General features: G+C 72.4%; 10 protein-coding genes and 1 pseudogene. 2 read left to right on the forward strand and 9 right to left on the reverse strand.

Translation table 11 applies throughout. The annotated features are described in order from the left end of the window. Positions 1 to 96: 96 nt before the first annotated feature. Positions 97 to 651 (reverse strand): annotated as a pseudogene (locus tag AB0M97_RS16575) (hypothetical protein); the annotation flags it as partial. Between the two features lie 525 nt (positions 652 to 1176). Here AB0M97_RS16575 and AB0M97_RS16580 point away from each other — a divergent pair. Further along, positions 1177 to 2034, forward strand: coding sequence for an SAM-dependent methyltransferase (locus AB0M97_RS16580; protein ID WP_365961575.1), 858 nt, complete (start codon positions 1177 to 1179; stop codon positions 2032 to 2034). Between the two features lie 91 nt (positions 2035 to 2125). Here AB0M97_RS16580 and ffh read toward each other — a convergent pair whose 3' ends face one another. The 5 genes from ffh to AB0M97_RS16605 form a co-directional block, all read right to left on the reverse strand. Next, entirely contained in the window at positions 2126 to 3676 is a 1551-nt protein-coding gene (ffh, locus tag AB0M97_RS16585) for a signal recognition particle protein (protein ID WP_365961576.1), read from the reverse strand. An 82-nt stretch (positions 3677 to 3758) separates the two neighbouring features. Next, positions 3759 to 6269, reverse strand: coding sequence for a [protein-PII] uridylyltransferase (locus AB0M97_RS16590; protein ID WP_365961577.1), 2511 nt, complete (start codon positions 6267 to 6269; stop codon positions 3759 to 3761). A gap of 39 nt (positions 6270 to 6308) precedes the next feature. Then, complete coding sequence (locus tag AB0M97_RS16595; RefSeq protein ID WP_142192909.1) at positions 6309 to 6647, reverse strand: P-II family nitrogen regulator; 339 nt, start codon at positions 6645 to 6647, stop codon at positions 6309 to 6311. Continuing rightward, a complete protein-coding gene (locus AB0M97_RS16600; protein WP_365961578.1) occupies positions 6644 to 7990 on the reverse strand; it encodes an ammonium transporter in 1347 nt (448 codons plus the stop codon). Before AB0M97_RS16600 ends, AB0M97_RS16595 begins: the two co-directional genes overlap by 4 nt. Before the next feature lie 328 nt (positions 7991 to 8318). Continuing rightward, the gene (locus tag AB0M97_RS16605) at positions 8319 to 9794 is read right to left on the reverse strand and encodes a hypothetical protein (protein WP_365961579.1); all 1476 of its coding nucleotides are present in this window, start codon (positions 9792 to 9794) and stop codon (positions 8319 to 8321) included. A 458-nt stretch (positions 9795 to 10252) separates the two neighbouring features. On the opposite strand from AB0M97_RS16605, the gene AB0M97_RS16610 reads away from it, so the two are divergent. Then, entirely contained in the window at positions 10253 to 10918 is a 666-nt protein-coding gene (locus tag AB0M97_RS16610) for a bifunctional DNA primase/polymerase (RefSeq protein ID WP_365961580.1), read from the forward strand. A 100-nt stretch (positions 10919 to 11018) separates the two neighbouring features. On the opposite strand, the gene ftsY is transcribed toward AB0M97_RS16610, so the two are convergent. The 3 genes from ftsY to smc all read right to left on the reverse strand — a co-directional run bounded on the left by ftsY (position 11019) and on the right by smc (position 17503). Then, positions 11019 to 12227 carry a signal recognition particle-docking protein FtsY gene (ftsY, locus tag AB0M97_RS16615; protein WP_365961581.1) on the reverse strand — a complete coding sequence of 403 codons (1209 nt, stop codon included), beginning with the start codon at positions 12225 to 12227 and terminating at the stop codon, positions 11019 to 11021. A gap of 76 nt (positions 12228 to 12303) precedes the next feature. Beyond that, positions 12304 to 13722, reverse strand: a complete 1419-nt coding sequence (locus AB0M97_RS16620) for a sugar porter family MFS transporter (protein WP_365961582.1) — start codon at positions 13720 to 13722, stop codon at positions 12304 to 12306. A gap of 205 nt (positions 13723 to 13927) precedes the next feature. Further along, positions 13928 to 17503 carry a chromosome segregation protein SMC gene (gene smc, locus AB0M97_RS16625; RefSeq protein ID WP_365961583.1) on the reverse strand — a complete coding sequence of 1192 codons (3576 nt, stop codon included), beginning with the start codon at positions 17501 to 17503 and terminating at the stop codon, positions 13928 to 13930. Positions 17504 to 17629: the final 126 nt, after the last annotated feature.

Consider the following 17629-nt stretch of genomic DNA (forward strand, 5'->3'; position numbering starts at 1 on the left):
ACCTGGAGTTCGCGGGCCTGCTGGCGCTGGCCGACGTCTCCCGCGAGACGTCCCCGGCCCTCGTCCGGGGCCTGAGGAACGCGGGCGTACGGCCGCGCAGCCGCCGCACACGATGGGGGCCTGTGCCAGGACCGAGGGAACGACCCGGACGTTGCGCCCGCAGTCGCAGACCGCCTTGACGCGGACACCTCCGCCGGAGGAGCCGTGCCGGGCGGCGGGGCCGCGGAAGCTGCGGGCGGTGTCGGACGCCGTCGCCGCCGTGTGGGCCTTCAGGGCCCGCTGGAGGCGCTCGATCGTCGGCCGGTAACGGCGCTTCGCCTCGGGCGTGAGCGAGACCAGGGAGAAGCCGCTGCTGGGATGCGGCTCCTCGGGATGGTCCAGGCCCAGTTCCTCGGCGATCGAGAGGAAGCGGCGGTTGTGGTAGCGGCCGGCCCGGGACGTGTCGCGCACTCCGCGGGCGGCGGCGATGCCGTGGACTGCTTCGTGCAGCAGCCGCTCGAAGGAGAGCTCGTGACCGCAGGCGGACGACGACTCCCCGATCAGGGACTCTGGCGCGGCTAGATCCGGCAACTCGGGGTGGTACCGCTGGATGTCGGCCCACGCCTGTGCCAGCTCTGCGGCGAGTACAGGTGGTGTCTGTGTCGTGCTCACGTAATGACAACGAGCCGGGGTGCCCCCGTGTTCCTATTCCGGGGCATCTCAAATAATTTGCACGTACCCGTCAGTTGCGACTGATGCGTAGCGACGAGGGCGGGTGCGCTGATCTGCGGAGAAGCCTCGCAGCTCACCACAAGACGGTACGTAGTTCAACATACGACCCGGCGCGTAGCCGTCGGTCCGCGCACCGGGGCGACTGCGCTCCACGCCTGCGCAAGAGGCGATTCGGTCGCTCTGGCACCGGAACGGCCTCTTCTCACCCAGCGCACGCGACAACTGCGACGTTACCCGGTACGTCACCGGTTCCCCGAACCGGCCCGCCCGCGGGAGGTTGGCCGGAACCGTCCAGGTTGCCGGAATGTGAAATCTCGCCGCTTTCCCACGGATTCAGCAAGCCGGCACCCCCTTCCACTGGACGCGGGGTCGCGCTCGGAGTTTCCTGGCTTACGGGGGGCGAGCGCATGGCACGGGGGCCGGTACAGGGCACAACGGCAACTCTCGGCGGATTGGGGCGCTTTCATGACACGTACGCTCGTGCGGCAGCATCCGCGACACGCAGGGCCGGTACCCGGCGTGGACCGGCGTGCACGCGCGCGTGACTGGTCGGAAATCCAGGAACGGATGCTGGTGCCGCTCTACGAGGCCGTCTACCAGAGACTCGACGTGGGCTCGGACACGCGGCTCCTCGGCCTCGGCTGCGGTTCCGGGCTCGCCCTCCTCATGGCGGCCACCCGCGGCGCCGCGGTCACCGGCGTGGACTCATCCTCCCCCGAACGGCTCGACCTGGCCCGGGAGCGGCTGCAGCCGCAGGCACGGGACACGCGCGCGCGTGCCGCGACCCGGGTCGTCGACGGCACCCCCGGGGACACGGCCGACGCGCGGATGCCCGCGTACACGCTGGTGACGGCCTTCGAGCCGATCGGCTGCCTGGCGGGCGACTCGGAAGGGCTCGGCGAGCTGATCGAGGAGGCGACGCCGCTGGTCGCGCGCGGTGCGCCCGTGGTGCTGGCGGGCTGGGGCCCGCCGGAGCGCTGCGCCACGTCCACCGTGTTCCGGGTGGCGACGAAGCTGGCGGACCCGCTGCGCAGCGCGGGCAGCTGGCGCCCGGCGCTGCGGGACGACCTGGAGGAGGTCGCGCAGCGGGCGGGCCTGCGGCCGGACGGTTCCGGCCGGGTGTCCTGCCCCTTCGGGTACGCCGACGTGGACAGCGCGATGCGGGGGCTGCTGTCGACGGGGCTGTTCGACGCGGCGATCGTGGCGACCGACCGGGAGCAGGTGGACAAGGAGCTGTCGGAGGCGCTGCACGCGTACCGGCGGGCGGACGGCACGGTGTGGATGCCGAACGTGTTCCGCTACCTCATCGCCCGCACACCCTGACCCACCGGCCGGCCGGACGGCTTCCGGCCCGTACGCCGCTGGGGGCGCCCCTCACGACGAGGGCGCCCCCAGTGGCGTGACACGCGGGCGGTCAGCCCATGAACTTCTTGAACTCGTCCGGCAGCTCGAAGTCCTGGGCGGCCTGCTGCGGCAGCCCGAAGGCGTTGCCGCCCTGCGCGGCGGCGGCCCGGCGGGCGGCCTCCTCCTGCTCCTGCTGCTTGCGCTTCATCGGGTTGCCGGAGCGCTGCTTGCCCTTGGCCTTCTTCGGCTGCTTCTTGGAGCGGCCGGGGCCGCCGCCCATGCCCGGCACCCCGGGCATCCCGGGCATGCCGCCACCCTGGGCCATGCGGGACATCATCTTGCGGGCCTCGAAGAACCGCTCGACCAGGTTCTTCACGGCGCCCACCTCGACGCCGGAGCCCTTGGCGATACGGGCGCGCCGCGAGCCGTTGATGATCGTGGGGTCCTGGCGCTCGGCCGGCGTCATCGACTTGATGATCGCGGCCGTGCGGTCGACGTCCCGCTCGTCCAGGTTCTGGATCTGGTCCTTGATCTGGCCCATGCCGGGCAGCATCCCGAGGAGCTTCGAGATGGAGCCCATCTTCCTGACCTGCTCCATCTGGGCCAGGAAGTCGTCCAGGGTGAATTCCTGGCCCTTCTTGGACGCCAGCTTGGAGGCCATTTTCTCGGCCTCTTCCTGGCTGAACGTCTTCTCCGCCTGCTCGATCAGGGTGAGCAGGTCACCCATGTCGAGGATGCGGGAGGCCATCCGGTCCGGGTGGAAGGCGTCGAAGTCCTCGAGCTTCTCGCCGTTCGACGCGAACATGATCGGCTTGCCGGTCACCGAGGCGATCGACAGGGCGGCACCGCCGCGGGCGTCGCCGTCCAGCTTGGACAGCACCACGCCGTCGAAGCCGACGCCGTCGCGGAAGGACTCGGCGGTGTTGACCGCGTCCTGGCCGATCATCGCGTCGACGACGAACAGGATCTCGTCCGGGGAGACCGCGTCGCGGATGTCCGCGGCCTGCCGCATCATCTCCTGGTCGATGCCGAGGCGGCCGGCGGTGTCCACGATGACGATGTCGTGGACCTTGGACTTCGCGTGCTCGATGGAGTCCTTGGCGACCTTCACCGGGTCGCCCACGCCGTTGCCCGGCTCGGGCGCGTAGACGGCCACGCCGGCGCGCTCGGCCACGACGCTGAGCTGGTTGACGGCGTTGGGGCGCTGGAGGTCGCAGGCGACCAGCAGCGGGGAGTGGCCCTGCTCCTTCAGCCAGCGGCCGAGCTTGCCCGCGAGGGTGGTCTTACCGGCACCCTGGAGACCGGCCAGCATGATGACGGTCGGCGGCTGCTTGGCGAAGCGCAGCCGGCGCGTCTCGCCGCCGAGGATGGTCACCAGCTCGTCATTGACGATCTTGATGAACTGCTGGGCCGGGTTGAGGGCCTTGGAGACTTCCGACCCGAGGGCGCGTTCCTTCACGCTCTTGATGAAGGAGCGCACGACGGGCAGCGCCACGTCCGCTTCGAGGAGCGCGATGCGGATGTCGCGCGCAGTGGCGTCGATGTCCGCTTCGGACAGCCGTCCCTTGCCGCGCAGGTTCCTGAAAGTCGCTGAAAGGCGATCGGAAAGAGTATCGAACACGGCGCTCGCGGTCCTCGGGGTCGGTGACAGGCGAATGAATCGCCCTCCAGGGTATCCCGCCGGGCAAGTCACCGGGTCCGGCTCATCCTCGCAGGGTCTCCTCCAGTTTCCGGGCCACCGCCGACGCCTCCTCCGCGGGCAGGGGGGCGCCCTCGGCCCCGGTGACGTAGAAGGCGTCCACGGCGTTGGCGCCGAGGGTGGACACGTGCGCGCTGCGCATCCGCACGTCGGCGTCCTCCAGGGCGCGGCCGATGCGGAACAGCAGCCCCGGCGCGTCCTGGGCGCGGACCTCGATGACCGTGGCCAGCCGGGAGGCGGCCGGGTGGACGGTGACGCGGGGCGGCGGCGCGACGACGCCCCGGCGGCGCGGGTAGGCGGCGTCGCGTTCGGCGAGGCGGCCCGCGATGTCCAGGGAGCCGTCCAGGGCGCGGACCAGGTCGGCGCGCAGCCGGGCGGCCTGCGGCAGGGAGCCGTACTCGGCGGCGACCCGCCAGTCCAGCAGGACGACCGAGCCGTCCACGCCGTCGGGCAGGTCCACGGCCCGCAGCTCGGCGGTCCGTACGGTCAGCCGGTGCAGGGCGAGCACGCCGGCGACCGCGGGCAGCACGCCCGGCTGGTCGGGCACGGCGATGAGCAGTTCGACGCCGAGCGGCTCCGGGTCCCCGGACCGCTCCTGGCCCGGGGCGGGCTCGGCGGGCGGTTCGGTCTGGGCCCGCAGGGACAGGACGGGGCTGCCGGTGGCGGCGGCCTCCAGGGCGAGGCGTTCCTGCTCGGCGGTCGGCGCGGCGCTCTCCGGCTCGGGGGAAACGTCGCCGGCGAGCACCGCGGAGACCCGTTTGACCAGGTCGGTGACGAGGGAGCCGCGCCAGGACGACCAGGCGGCCGGGCCGGTGGCCAGGGCGTCCGCCTCGGTGAGGGCGTGCAGCAGTTCCAGGGTGCTCTGCGAGCCGACGGCGTCGGCGACCGCGCGGACGGTGGCCGGGTCCTCCAGGTCGCGCCGGGTGGCGGTCTCCACGAGCAGGAGGTGGTGGCGTACGAGGGCGGCGAGCACGGCGACGTCCGCGCGGTCGAAGCCGATGCGCGCGGCGACGTCCCGGGCGATGATCTCCCCGGCGACGGAGTGGTCGCCGGGCCAGCCCTTGCCGATGTCGTGCAGCAGCGCGGCGACGAGCAGCAGGTCGGGGCGGCTGACGCGGCGGGTGAACTCGGAGGCGCGCACGGCCGTCTCGATGAGGTGCCGGTCGACGGTCCACACGTGCACGGCGTTGCGCTGCGGGCGGCAGCGGACCCGCTCCCAGTCGGGCAGCAGGCGGGTGATCACACCCTCGGCCTCCAGGGCTTCCCACACCTCGACGGTCGGGCGCCCGGAGCCGAGCAGGGTGACCAGCTGCTCGCGGGCCTCGGCGGGCCAGGGCGTCGGCAGCGGGCGCACGGTGGCCGCCATGCGGCGCACGGCGTGCAGGGAGAGCGGCAGCCCGGCCTGCGCGGCGGCGGCTGCGGCACGCAGGGGGAGCACGGGGTCGCGTTCGGGGCGTGCGGCGCGGGCGAGCACCACTTCGCCGTCCTGTTCCACGACGCCCTCGGCGAGCGGGGAGCGCTCGGTGGCGGGCTTGCCGGCGCCGGGTGCCCTCCCGTCGCCCGTCACCACCCGTCGGAGGAAGTCGCCGCGCTCCCTCGTCAGTTTGCGCAGCCTCGGCCGCACGGACCGCGCCCGCAGCACGCGCCCGACCTCGCGCCAGGTGACGTCGCTGGCGTACGAGATGACGCGTGCTGCCTCGTACACCTGCCGCAGCAGGGCGTCGGCGTCGAGGAGGCCGAGTTCGGCGGCCACCTGGTCCTGTTCCTGGAGCGCGAGCCGGTCGGTGGCGCGCCCGGTGGTCAGGTGCAGCGCGTCGCGGACGTCGAGGAGGCGGCGCCGGGCGTCGGCGAGGCCCTCGCGCGGGGCGTCGGCGAGCCAGGACGCGGCGACGGCGCGCAGGGCGGTGGCGTCGCGCAGGCCGCCGCGGGCCTCCTTCAGGTCGGGTTCCAGGAGGTACTGGAGTTCGCCCTGGCGTTCGGCGCGTCCGGCGCACAGTTCCTGCAGTTCGGGCAGGCGTTTGGGGGCCTGGTTGCGCCAGTCGGCGAGGACCGCGGTGCGCAGGGCGGCGGTGAGGCCGAGGTCGCCGGCGAGGTGCCGGGCGTCCAGCAGGCCGAGCTGGGCCTTGAGGTCCTCGCCGGCCGTCCTGCGGGCCTCGGCGGGGGTCCGCACGGAGTGGTCGAGGTCGAGGCCGAGGTCCCACACGGGGTACCAGAGGCGGTCGGCGAGGGCGGCGACGGCCTTGGGGTCGCTGCCGTCGTGCAGCAGGAGCAGGTCCAGGTCGCTGCGCGGGGACAGCTCGCCGCGGCCGTATCCGCCGACGGCGACCAGGCTGGCGCCGGGCAGTGGCCCGGCGGCGGCGAACAGGCCGCCCAGCCAGCCGTCGGTCAGTTCGGACAGGGCCGCGCGGCGCGGCGGCCCGGACCGCGCCTCCTCGGTGAGGAGGCGCAGCCGGGCCGCCGCGTAGCCGCCGGGTCCCGGTTCCTCTGCTTCGTTGTGCACGTCCGTGCTCGTCACCCGGCGACTCCTGTTCCGTTGTCCTGCAGCGCGTCTGTCCTACAGCGCGTCCGGGCCGCGCTCGCCGGTCCGGACCCGTACGGCCGTGTCGACGGGGACGGACCAGACCTTGCCGTCACCGATCTTGCCGGTACGGGCCGCCTTGACGACGACGTCGATCAGCTGCTCGGCGTCGTCGTCCTCGACCAGCACCTCGATGCGGATCTTGGGGACCAGGTCGACGGTGTACTCGGCGCCGCGGTAGACCTCGGTGTGTCCCCGCTGCCGGCCGTAGCCGCTGGCCTCGGTGACCGTCAGGCCGTGGACCCCGAAGGCCTGGAGGGCTTCCTTGATCTCGTCGAGCCGGTGCGGCTTGACGACGGCGGTGATGAGCTTCATGCGTCCACCTTCTTGCTCTCGGCACCGGCGACGGGGGCGGGGGCGGCGGTCCGGGCGGCGGTACCTCCGCCGGCGCCGCTGAAGTCGTATGCGGTCTCGGCGTGCTCGGCCTGGTCGATGCCGGCGATCTCCTCGTCCTCGGTGACCCGCATGCCGATGGTCTTGTCGAGGAGGAAGGCGAGGATCGCGGAGACGACCAGCGAGTAGGCGAGGACGCCGAAGACACCGGCGCACTGCTTCCAGAACTGGTCCAGGCCGCCGCCGTAGAAGAGGCCCGCGACGTCGGACTGGCCCTTGCCGGTGGCGAAGAAGCCGACGAGCAGGGAGCCGAGGATGCCGCCGACGAGGTGGACGCCGACGACGTCGAGGGAGTCGTCGTAGCCGAACCGGTACTTCAGACCGACCGCCATGGCGCACAGCACACCGGCGACGACGCCGACCGCGATGGCGCCGAGCGGGGAGACCGCGCCGCCCGCCGGGGTGATGGCGACCAGGCCGGCGACGGCACCGGAGGCGGCGCCCAGCGTGGTGAACGCGCCGTGGCGGATCTTCTCGTAGGCGAGCCAGCCGAGGACGGCGGCGGCGGTGGCGACCTGCGTGTTGACGAACATCAGCGCGCCGACGCCGTCGTCGTTGCCGAGCCAGGAGCCGGCGTTGAAGCCGAACCAGCCGAACCACAGCAGACCGGCGCCGAGCATGACCAGCGGCAGGCTGTGCGGGCGCATCGGGTCCTTCTTGAAGCCGACGCGCTTGCCGATCACCAGGATGACACCGAGGGCGGCGGCACCGGCGTTGATGTGGACGGCCGTACCGCCGGCGAAGTCGATGACGCCCAGCTCGAAGGCCCAGCCTCCGGCGCCCCACACCCAGTGGGCGACCGGGAAGTAGACGACGGTGGCCCACAGGGCGACGAACAGCGCCCAGGCGGTGAACTTGACGCGGTCCGCGAGGGCGCCGCTGATCAGGGCCGGGGTGATGATCGCGAACATCAGCTGGAAGACCAGGAAGACGAAGACGGGGATGGTGTATCCGTCCCACAGCTGCGTCAGGCCGATGTTGCTCAGGCCCACCCAGTCGGAATTCCAGCCGACGATGCTGCCGGAGTCCGTGCCGAAGGCCATGGAGAAGCCGTAGAGCACCCACAGGACGGTGACGATGCCCAGGCTGATGAAGCTCATCATCAGCATGTTCAGGGTGCTTTTGACGCGGACCATGCCTCCGTAGAAGAAGGCCAGGCCCGGGGTCATGAGCATCACCAGGGCGGAACAGATGAGCATGAAGCCTGTGTTGGCGGACGACAGCGTGGGTGCGTCCGCCGCAAGCGTGATGGCGGCTGATGCCATCGGCGTCTCCTCGTCATTGGTACGGCCCCGTGCGGGCGAAGCCTGAGCGGATTGAGGGGTGGGCCGGTTATGCGCCATGAGATTGGCGCAGCGCCGTTTCGGTGGAAGCCCCTCGTTGTTTCGCCGCCGTGACGAAGGCGGTGCGAGTGTTACGCCTCGGTGAACTGCCTGATCCCGGGTCGCCGGATCGTTATCGTGGCGCAACCTTCCCAGCGAAGGGGCACCACGGGGGATGCGAACCGGCCGCGGTCGGCCTTCCGACGACTTGGCGTGGGGGAGCCGAGTCGGGCAGTTCGGGAGGGCCGGCCGCGGCCGGGGTTCGGGGTGGTCAGACCGCTTCGGCGGTCTCCGGCAGCTCCGCGGCGAGCCGCTGGGTGAGGTCCACGACGTCGGCGAGGTCGCCGAAGTCGCGTACGGCCGTGTCGACCGTCTTTCGGATACGAGTGTTGACGCGCTCGGAGCGGACCTTTTTGGCCACTTCCATGGCCTGTTGGGCGAGGATCGCGCTCTGCTCGGGCTCGCGCTGGAGGAGGTGCACGGTGGCCATGCCGATGAGGTTCAGCGCGTAGGACCGCTGGTGCTCGCCGTCCTGCGCGAACAGCTCCACGGCCCGCCGCATCAGCGGCTCGGCCAGGGACGCGTAGGTGGGGCTGCGGCCCGCGACGTAGGCGAGGTCGCGGAACGAGTGGGAGTTCTCGCCGTGCAGCTCGGCCTCGGAGAAGAAGCGGATCCAGTCGGGGTCCGGCTCGTCCCACTCGTCGGCCTCGGAGAAGATGTCCTCGGCCATCCGGACCGCCCGCTTGCACTTGCCGGGCTGGCCCATGTTGGCGTAGGCGCGGGCCTCCATCGCATACAGCATCGACTGGGTGCGCGGGCTCGCGCAGTCCCGGCTGCCGTACTGCGCGAGGTGGATCAGCTCCAGGGCGTCGTCGGGCCGCCCGAGATGGATCATCTGGCGGCTCATGCTGGAGAGGATGTACGAGCCGAGCGGCCGGTCGCCCGCCTCCTTCGCGGCGTGCAGCGCGAGGACGAAGTACTTCTGCGCGGTGGGCTGGAGCCCGATGTCGTACGACATCCAGCCGGCCAGTTCGGCCAGTTCGGCGGCGACCTTGAACAGTTTGCGGGCGGTCTCCTCGGGCTGGGGCTCCTGGAGCAGGTCGGTCACCTCGTGCAGCTGGCCGACGACCGCCTTGCGGCGCAGCCCTCCGCCGCACTGGGCGTCCCACTGCCGGAACATCACCGTGGTGGTCTCCAGCAGGTCCAGCTCGGGCCTGGAGAGCCGGCCGCGGGAGCGGGTGGTGGGCTCCGACCGGGGCTCGCGCGCCGGGCCGGACGGCGCGGGCACGAGCCAGCGCTGCATGGGCTCGATGAGGGACGGCCCCGCGGACAGGGCCAGCGAGCTCCCGAGGAAGCCGCGCCGCGCCAGCATCAGGTCGCTGCGCGAGAACTCGCTGAGGTGGGCCACGGTCTGCGGGGCCGTCCAGGGCAGGTCGACGCCGGTCACGGAGGGCGGCCTGCGAGTGCTGCGCAGTCCGAGGTCCTCGACGGAGACCACGACGCCGAAGCGCTCGGAGAACAGCTCGGACAGGATCCTGGGGATGGGCTCGCGGGGGTTCTCGCCGTCCAGCCAGCGGCGCACCCGTGAGGTGTCGGTGGAGATGTGGTTGGCGCCCATCTGGCGTGCGCGGCGGTTGACTTGGCGGGCGAGCTCGCCCTTGGACCAGCCGCTGCGGACGAACCACGAGGTGAGCAGCTCATTGGGGCGCTTGTCCGCGTTCGTCGCGTTACCGCCGTTGCCGCTCACTGGAACGCCCCCATCCCTGAGACCACTGTGCCGTCGAGTGCGCCAAGCCCTATCAGAATGCCGGTGACCGGGTCTTCCCGTCCGCCGGTTGTCACCCTTCGAACGGACGGTCGCCTTGCCTCCGGCATACCCGGAAAGGCATGTGCCCCCAGGCCTCGTGCACTAAAAGTAATCCTACGATCACGCACTCAGCCACGGCGAACCCGGAAACGCCACCATTCGCCACCCCTTCGAATGAACTCACCCCCGCCCGCATCCGATTGACTTGACACCGGACAGTCAGAAGTAGAGGGAACGGTGCACCGAGGGGCGCGCGCGGCCGAACGTGCCACCCCGAACACCCCAAGGCGCCACCCGTGTCGCGCGACAACGAGGCGACAACGGGGAGTTTGAGGACAGGCAGTCACGTTCCGCATCCGACTCGTAACCATCGGTGCGCCGGACCCGTTGGAGGGGGTATGGGCTTCACGATCGGCAGCAGCCGGGGCATCCGTGACATCCGGTCCGGCACACGCCGCCGCGGCCGCTCCTCGGAGTGCACCGCCGTGGCCGAGTTCACCGGGCTGTGGGGCTGGGACGTGGTGCCCGGCGCCCGGGCCGCCGCGGGCGCCTGCTCCTGCGGCCGGGACGACTGCCGGGCACCGGGCGCGCACCCGCTGGACTTCGCGCCGGAAGTGCCCGCGGGTGCCACGCTGGACGAGGTGACCCGGGCCTGGTCGGCCTTCCCCGGCGCCTCGGTGCTGCTGCCGGTCGGCCGGACCTTCGACGTGATCGAGGTCGCCGAGGCCGCCGGGCGCCGCGCGCTGGCCCGGCTGGAGCGCATGGGCCTGCCGCTGGGCCCGGTCATCGCCACCCCCGAGGGCCGCGCCCACTTCTTCGTCGCCCCCGGCGCCGCCGCCCGACTGCCCGAGCTGCTCTACCGCATGGGCTGGGACGACCCGGCCGCCCTCGACCTGCGCGGCCTCGGCGCCGGTACGTACGTCACGGCCCCGCCGTCGGACCGCGGGGGGCGCGGGCCGGTGCGCTGGCTGCGCTCCCCCGCCCTGGACTCGGCGTCGAAGCCGCCGGCGGCCCGGCTGCTGCTGGGCACGCTGGCGTACGTGGCGCACCGGTCGCGGGCGTAACACCCGCGGCGCGTCCGCGGCGCCGACGGCGAAGCGCCCGTCCCCGAAGGTGCTCTCGGGGGCGGGCGCCTGTCGTCGTCCACGGTGGTGCGGGGGTGGCTCATTCTCCGATGAGCGCGTCGACGAACGCCTCCGGCTCGAACGGCGCGAGGTCGTCGGCGCCCTCGCCGAGACCCACGAGCTTGACCGGGACGCCCAGCTCGCGCTGCACGGCGACGACGATGCCGCCCTTGGCGGTGCCGTCCAGCTTGGTGAGCACGATGCCGGTGATGTCCACGACCTCGGCGAAGACACGGGCCTGGACCAGGCCGTTCTGGCCGGTGGTCGCGTCCAGCACGAGCAGCACCTCGTCCAGCGGGGCCTGCTTCTCCACGACGCGCTTGACCTTGCCGAGCTCGTCCATGAGTCCGGTCTTGGTGTGGAGCCGGCCGGCGGTGTCGATGAGGACGACGTCCGCGCCGAACTCCTTGCCCTCCTTGACCGCGTCGAAGGCGACGGAGGCGGGGTCACCGGCCTCCGGGCCGCGCACGGTGTGGGCACCGACCCGCTCGCCCCAGGTCTGCAGCTGGTCGGCGGCGGCGGCGCGGAAGGTGTCGGCGGCGCCGAGGACGACACTGCGCCCGTCGGCCACCAGGACGCGGGCGAGCTTGCCGGTGGTGGTGGTCTTGCCGGTGCCGTTGACGCCGACGACCATCACGACGCCGGGTCCGCCGGTGGCGGGCTCGGTCTTGACCGCGCGGTCCATGTCGGGGCCGACCAGCGTGAGCAGTTCCTCACGCAGCAGGGCGCGCAGCTCCTGCGGGGTGCGGGTGCCGAGCACCTTGACCCGCTCGCGCAGCCGCTCGACCAGTTCCTGGGTGGGCTGCACGCCGACGTCGGCGGTGAGCAGCGTGTCCTCGATCTCCTCCCAGGTGTCCTCGTCGAGGTGCTCGCGGGACAGCAGCGTGAGCAGTCCCTTGCCGAGGGCGTTCTGCGAGCGGGACAACCGGGCGCGCAGGCGCACCAGGCGCCCCGCGGTGGGCTCCGGGACCTCGATCTCGAGGGCCGGGAGTTCTTCGACGGGTGGTTCCCCGACGGCGATCGTCGAGCCGCCGCCCGGCAGGTCCACCTCCTCTATGGTCCGGCGCGGTTCGTCGCGCGGCGTCTCGGCCTCGTCGCCGACGTGCGGTTCGGCCGGAGGGGCGGTGATGTCGGGGGCGGCGGGCGGCGGCGGGGGCAGCGTCTTCTTCCGGCGGCTGCCGACGACGAGCCCGCCGAGCGCGCCGAGCACGACCACGGCGATGACTACAGCAAGGATGACGATTTCCATAACCCGTCCAGTATCAGTCATGGGCACCGCCGGGCACCTCGCCCGCGCGTGCCGTGCCGCGCGGGCGAGGTGGGGCTCAGCCCATCTCCTCCAGGGTCTTGCCCTTCGTCTCCTTGACGAACTTCAGGACGAACGGGACGGACAGCGCGGCGAAGACGGTGTAGATGACGTACGTGACGGACAGGTTCCAGTCGGCCAGCGACGGGAAGCTCGCGGTGATGGCCCAGTTGGCGATCCACTGCGCGGCGGCGGCCACTCCGAGGGCGGCGGCGCGGATCCGGTTCGGGAACATCTCGCCGAGCATGACCCAGACGACCACACCCCACGACAGGGCGAAGAACAGCACGAACACGTGGGCGGCGATCAGGGCGACCCAGCCCTGCGTTTCCGGCAGCCTGCCGTCGACCAGGTCGAAGGAGAACGCCCACGCCTCCAGGGCGAGGCCGATCACCATGCCGACGGAGCCGATGATCGCGAGCGGGCGGCGGCCGAGGCGGTCCACGAAGATCATGGCGATGACGGTGCCGACGATGTTGATGATCGACGTGGTGAAGGAGTAGAAGAACGAGTCCGTCGGGTCGACGCCGACCGACTGCCACAGCGTCGAGGAGTAGTAGAACGCGACGTTGATGCCCACGAACTGCTGGAAGACCGACAGGCCGATGCCGACCCAGACGATCGGCTTGAAGAGGAAGCTGCCGCCGAGCAGGTCCTTGAAGGACGACTTGTGCTCGCTCTGCATGGCGTTCTCGATCTCGGCGACGCGCGCGTCGAGGTCGATCGCCGTGCCCTCGACCTCGCCGAGGATCTCGCGGGCGCGCTCGTGCTCGCCCACGGAGATCAGGAAGCGGGGGGACTCGGGTATGACGAAGGAGAGCAGGCCGTAGAGGACGGCCGGGACGACCATGACGCCGAGCATGACCTGCCAGGCCTCCAGGCCCATCAGCTCACCGCGCTGGTCGCCGTCGGCGGCGTGGAGCAGGCCCCAGTTGACGAGCTGGGAGACGGCGATGCCGACGACGATCGCGGCCTGCTGGAAGGAGCCGAGCCGGCCGCGGTAGGCGGGCGGGGCGACCTCGGCGATGTAGGCCGGGCCGATCACGGAGGCCATGCCGATGGCGAAGCCGCCGACGACCCGCCAGAAAGCGAGGTCCCACAACGTGAAGGGCAGGGCCGAGCCGACGGCGCTGACGGTGAACAGGACCGCGGCGATCTGCATGCTCCGGATCCGGCCGATGCGGTCGGCCGTGCGGCCGGCGGTGGCGGCGCCGACGGCACATCCGATCAGGGCGACGGCGATGACCTGGGCCAGCGCCGCGGAGCCGATGTCGTAGCGGTCCCGGACGGCCTCGACGGCGCCGTTGATCACGGAACTGTCGTAGCCGAAGAGGAAACCGCCCATCGCGGCCGCCGCCGCGATGAAGATGACGTGCCCGAGATGTTCGGGGTGAGCCGTCCCGGCTCCTGACGCGGGTGCCTGCGCTGTGCTGGTCACGTGTACTCCTCGGGCCCCGGCAGCGTCGCCGGGTGGGGGGTCAGCCCTTCCAGGTGCCACCTGAGGTACCTGAAGGTGAAAGCAACGTTGCCGAGACTATTCCTTCAAGTATCGAAGTCAATAGGGACAGAGCTGTGACGTTCACGGCAGCGGTGACCGAGATGTGTTCACTTCCTGAAGAAGTTCTGAACGGGCGGAGAAGTCCTCAGCGCAGGCGCTGGCTGATGACCTTGGACACGCCGTCGCCCTGCATGGAGACGCCGTACAGCGCGTCGGCGACCTCCATCGTGCGCTTCTGGTGCGTGATCACGATGAGCTGCGAGGTCTCCTGCAGCTCCTGCATGATCCGGATGAGCCGCTGGAGGTTGGTGTCGTCGAGCGCGGCCTCGACCTCGTCCATGACGTAGAACGGGCTGGGCCGCGCCTTGAAGATCGACACCAGCATGGCGACCGCCGTCAGCGACCGCTCGCCGCCGGACAGCAGGGACAGCCGCTTGACCTTCTTGCCCGGCGGGCGGGCCTCGACGTCCACGCCCGTGGTGAGCATGTTGTCGGGATCGGTCAGCACCAGGCGCCCCTCGCCGCCCGGGAAGAGCCGGGAGAAGACGCCCTCGAACTCGCGGGCGGTGTCCCGGAAGGCCTCGGTGAAGACCTGCTCGACGCGCTCGTCGACCTCCTTCACCACCTGGAGCAGGTCGGCCCGCGTCTTCTTCAGGTCCTCCAGCTGCTCACTGAGGAACTTGTGCCGTTCCTCCAGCGCCGCGAACTCCTCCAGGGCCAGCGGGTTCACCTTGCCGAGCTGCTGGTAGGCCCGCTCGGCGGCCTTCAGCCGCTTCTCCTGCTCGGCCCGCACGAAGGGCCTGGGAAGGTTGCGGGGATGCTCCGGGTCGTCCGGCAGTTCCTCGCCCTCGGCCGGGGGCGAGGGCGGCACCGGCTGGTGCGGGCCGTACTCCGCCACCAGTCCCGCCGGCTCGACGCCCAGTTCCTCCAGCGCCTTGGCCTCCAGCTGCTCGATCCGCAGCCGCTTCTCGGCGCCGAGCACCTCCCCGCGGTGGACCGAGTCCGTCAGCTTGTCGAGTTCCGCCTTCAGATCGCGTCCCCGGGCGCGGGCGTGGCCGAGTTCCTGCTCGCGGTGCGCCTTGGCGGCCTCGGCGGCGGTACGTTCCTGCTCGGCGCGGGCGAGGGACACCTCGACGTGTGCGAGGAGTTGCCGGGCGCCGGAGGCGACGGCCCCGGCGACGGCGGCCTCGTGGCGCAGCCGGGCCCGGCGCTGCTCGGCACGCGCGCGTGCCTCGCGTTCGGCGCGGGCGGCCCGGTCGAGCGAATCGGCCCGCCCCGCGAGCCCCTTCACCCGCTCCTCGTGCGTACGGACCTGGAGGCGGGCCTCCATCTCGGTCTGCCGGGCGTTGGCCCCGTCGGCGGCGAGCCGGTCGCGCACGGAGGTGTCCGGCTCGTCCTCGATCGGCATCTCCTCGGCGACGGCGAGCCGCTCGGCCAGCTCCTCGGCGTCCTGGAGGGCCTTGTCCAGCGCCTCCTGCGCGCGTGCCGCGGCGGCCGTGGACCGCTCGGCCTCACCGGCCGCGCCCCGGGCCTGCCCGGCGAGCCGCCCGAGCTGCTGGGCCACGGACGACTTCTCCCGGTCGGCGGCCCGGCGCCGCTCCCCCAGCTCCTCGACGCGCGCCGCCCACTCCTCGCGCCGCCCGGCCGCCGCGTGCTGCGCCTCGGCCAGCTCCCGGCACCTGACCTCCAGCTCCTCCAGCTCGGCGGCGGCCTCGTCGACGGAGGCCTGCACCTCCAGCAGGCTCGGCGCCCCGGCGGACCCGCCGTGCGCGAAGTGCGCGCCAAGCAGATCGCCCTCGGCGGTCACGGCGGTGAGGTCGGGGCGGGCGTACACGAGGTCCTCGGCGTCCTCCAGGGTGCTCACGACGACGATGCCGCGCAGCAGGCGCCGTACGGCGGACATCAGGTCGGCGGGGCCGCGGACCAGGTCGGCGGCGGGAAGTGCCGCGCCGGGCGGCCGGTCGTCCGCGGGGCTCGTCCCGTCCCCGGGGACGGCGTCCGGGGCTCCCGCCAGCAGCAGCGACGCCCGTCCCGCGTCCTGCTTGCGCAGCAGGCGGATCGCGTCGGCCGCCGCGGACGGCGACGTCACCGCCAGCGCGTCCGCCGCCGCGCCGAAGGCCGCCGCCAGCGGGACCTCGTAGCCGGGCGTCACCGTCAGCAGCTCCGCCGCCGGGCCGAGCAGTCCGGTGAGCCGGTCGCGCGCCCCGAGCAGGGCCCCGGTGCCGTCCTTGCGGCGCAGGCCCATGGCGAGGGCGTCGTGGCGGGCCTGTGTCGCGGCGCGTTTGCGTTCGGCGGCGGTGACGGCCTCGCGGGCGGCGGTGTGGGCGGCCTCCGCCTCGGCGAGCCGCGCCTTGGCGGCGTCGTGCCGCTCGGCGAGTTCCCGGTCGCCCGCGTCCAGGCCGTCGACCTCGGCCCGCAGGGTCTCGTACTCCTCCTGGGCGGCGGCGGCCCGCTCCCGGGCCTCGTCGCGGGCGGCGGCCAGCCGCTCGATCTCGGCCTGGGCGGCTGCCGCGCGGGACCGGGCGGCGCCCACCTGTCCCCGCAGCCGGGCCAGTCCCTCGCGGCGGTCGGCGATGGCGCGGGCCACGTCCTTCAGCCGGCGTTCCTCGGCGGCCAGTGCGCGTTCCAGCTCGGCCCGGTGGGCGACGGTGTCCTCCAGGGCGCGCTGGGCCGCCTCCAGGGCCGCCTCCAGCTCGGCCTCCTGCTCGCGGATGCGGGCGGCCTCGCGCTCCATGTCCTCCGGGTCGCGGCCACGCCGTTCCTCGGGCGGGGCGGAGGTGGCGCTCTTCACGCGCGCGTCGGCGAGCGAGACCGTGCCGCGCACCCGCTCGGCGAGCTGGGACAGCTCGTACCAGGTCTGCTGGGCGCGCTGGAGGCGGGGGGTGAGCTGCCGCACCTCGTCCTCGAGCAGGGCCTCGCGCTGGAGGGCCTTCCTCAGCTCCTGCTCGGCGGCCTCCTTGAGCTCCTTGAGGGCGGCCTCGTCGGCGACCTCGGCCTGGAGCGCCTCCCGCAGCCGTACGAGGTCGTCGGCGAGCAGGCGCAGCCGGGCGTCGCGCAGGTCGGCCTGGATGACGGCGGCCCGCCGGGCGACGGCTGCCTGGCGTCCGAGGGGCTTGAGCTGGCGCCGCAGTTCGTCCGTGAGGTCCTGTACGCGCGCGAGGTTGGCCTGCATCGCGTCCAGCTTCCTGAGCGCCTTCTCCTTGCGCTTGCGGTGCTTGAGGACGCCGGCTGCCTCCTCGATGAAGGCACGGCGGCCCATGGGGTCGGCGTGCAGGACGGAGTCGAGCTGGCCCTGGCCGACGATGACGTGCATCTCGCGGCCGATGCCGGAGTCGGACAGCAGTTCCTGGATGTCGAGCAGGCGGCAGGTGTCGCCGTTGATCTGGTACTCGCTGCCCCCGTTGCGGAACATGATCCGCGTGATGGTGACCTCGGCGTACTCGATGGGCAGCGCGCCGTCGGAGTTGTCGATGGTCAGCGACACCTCGGCACGGCCGAGCGGCGGGCGGCCGGTGGTGCCGGCGAAGATGACGTCCTCCATCTTGCCGCCGCGCAGCGACTTGGCGCCCTGCTCGCCCATGACCCAGCTGAGCGCGTCCACGACGTTGGACTTGCCCGAGCCGTTCGGGCCGACGACGCACGTGATGCCCGGTTCGAAGCGGAGCGTGGTCGCCGAGGCGAACGACTTGAACCCGCGGAGGGTCAGGGCCTTGAGGTGCACGCCGGTGGACTTTACCCGCCGGGGTTGTCTCACTCCATGAACCGGCGGTTTCGCCGGTGGACACGCAGGGCACACCAGACGTTGAAGATGGTGAAAGGATGCGCGGGGGCAAGGAAAGCCACCGGA

Source organism: Streptomyces sp. NPDC051207 (assembly GCF_040682395.1).
Lineage (GTDB): Bacteria > Actinomycetota > Actinomycetes > Streptomycetales > Streptomycetaceae > Streptomyces.

Excerpts from the sequence above, each read along its gene's own strand:
- AB0M97_RS16610 (WP_365961580.1), top strand. The coding sequence starts at position 10,253 with ATGGGCTTCACGATCGGCAGCAGCCGGGGCATCCGTGACATCCGGTCC.
- ftsY (WP_365961581.1), bottom strand. The coding sequence starts at position 12,227 with ATGGAAATCGTCATCCTTGCTGTAGTCATCGCCGTGGTCGTGCTCGGC.
- AB0M97_RS16580 (WP_365961575.1), top strand. The coding sequence starts at position 1,177 with ATGACACGTACGCTCGTGCGGCAGCATCCGCGACACGCAGGGCCGGTA.
- AB0M97_RS16595 (WP_142192909.1), bottom strand. The coding sequence starts at position 6,647 with ATGAAGCTCATCACCGCCGTCGTCAAGCCGCACCGGCTCGACGAGATC.
- AB0M97_RS16600 (WP_365961578.1), bottom strand. The coding sequence starts at position 7,990 with ATGGCATCAGCCGCCATCACGCTTGCGGCGGACGCACCCACGCTGTCG.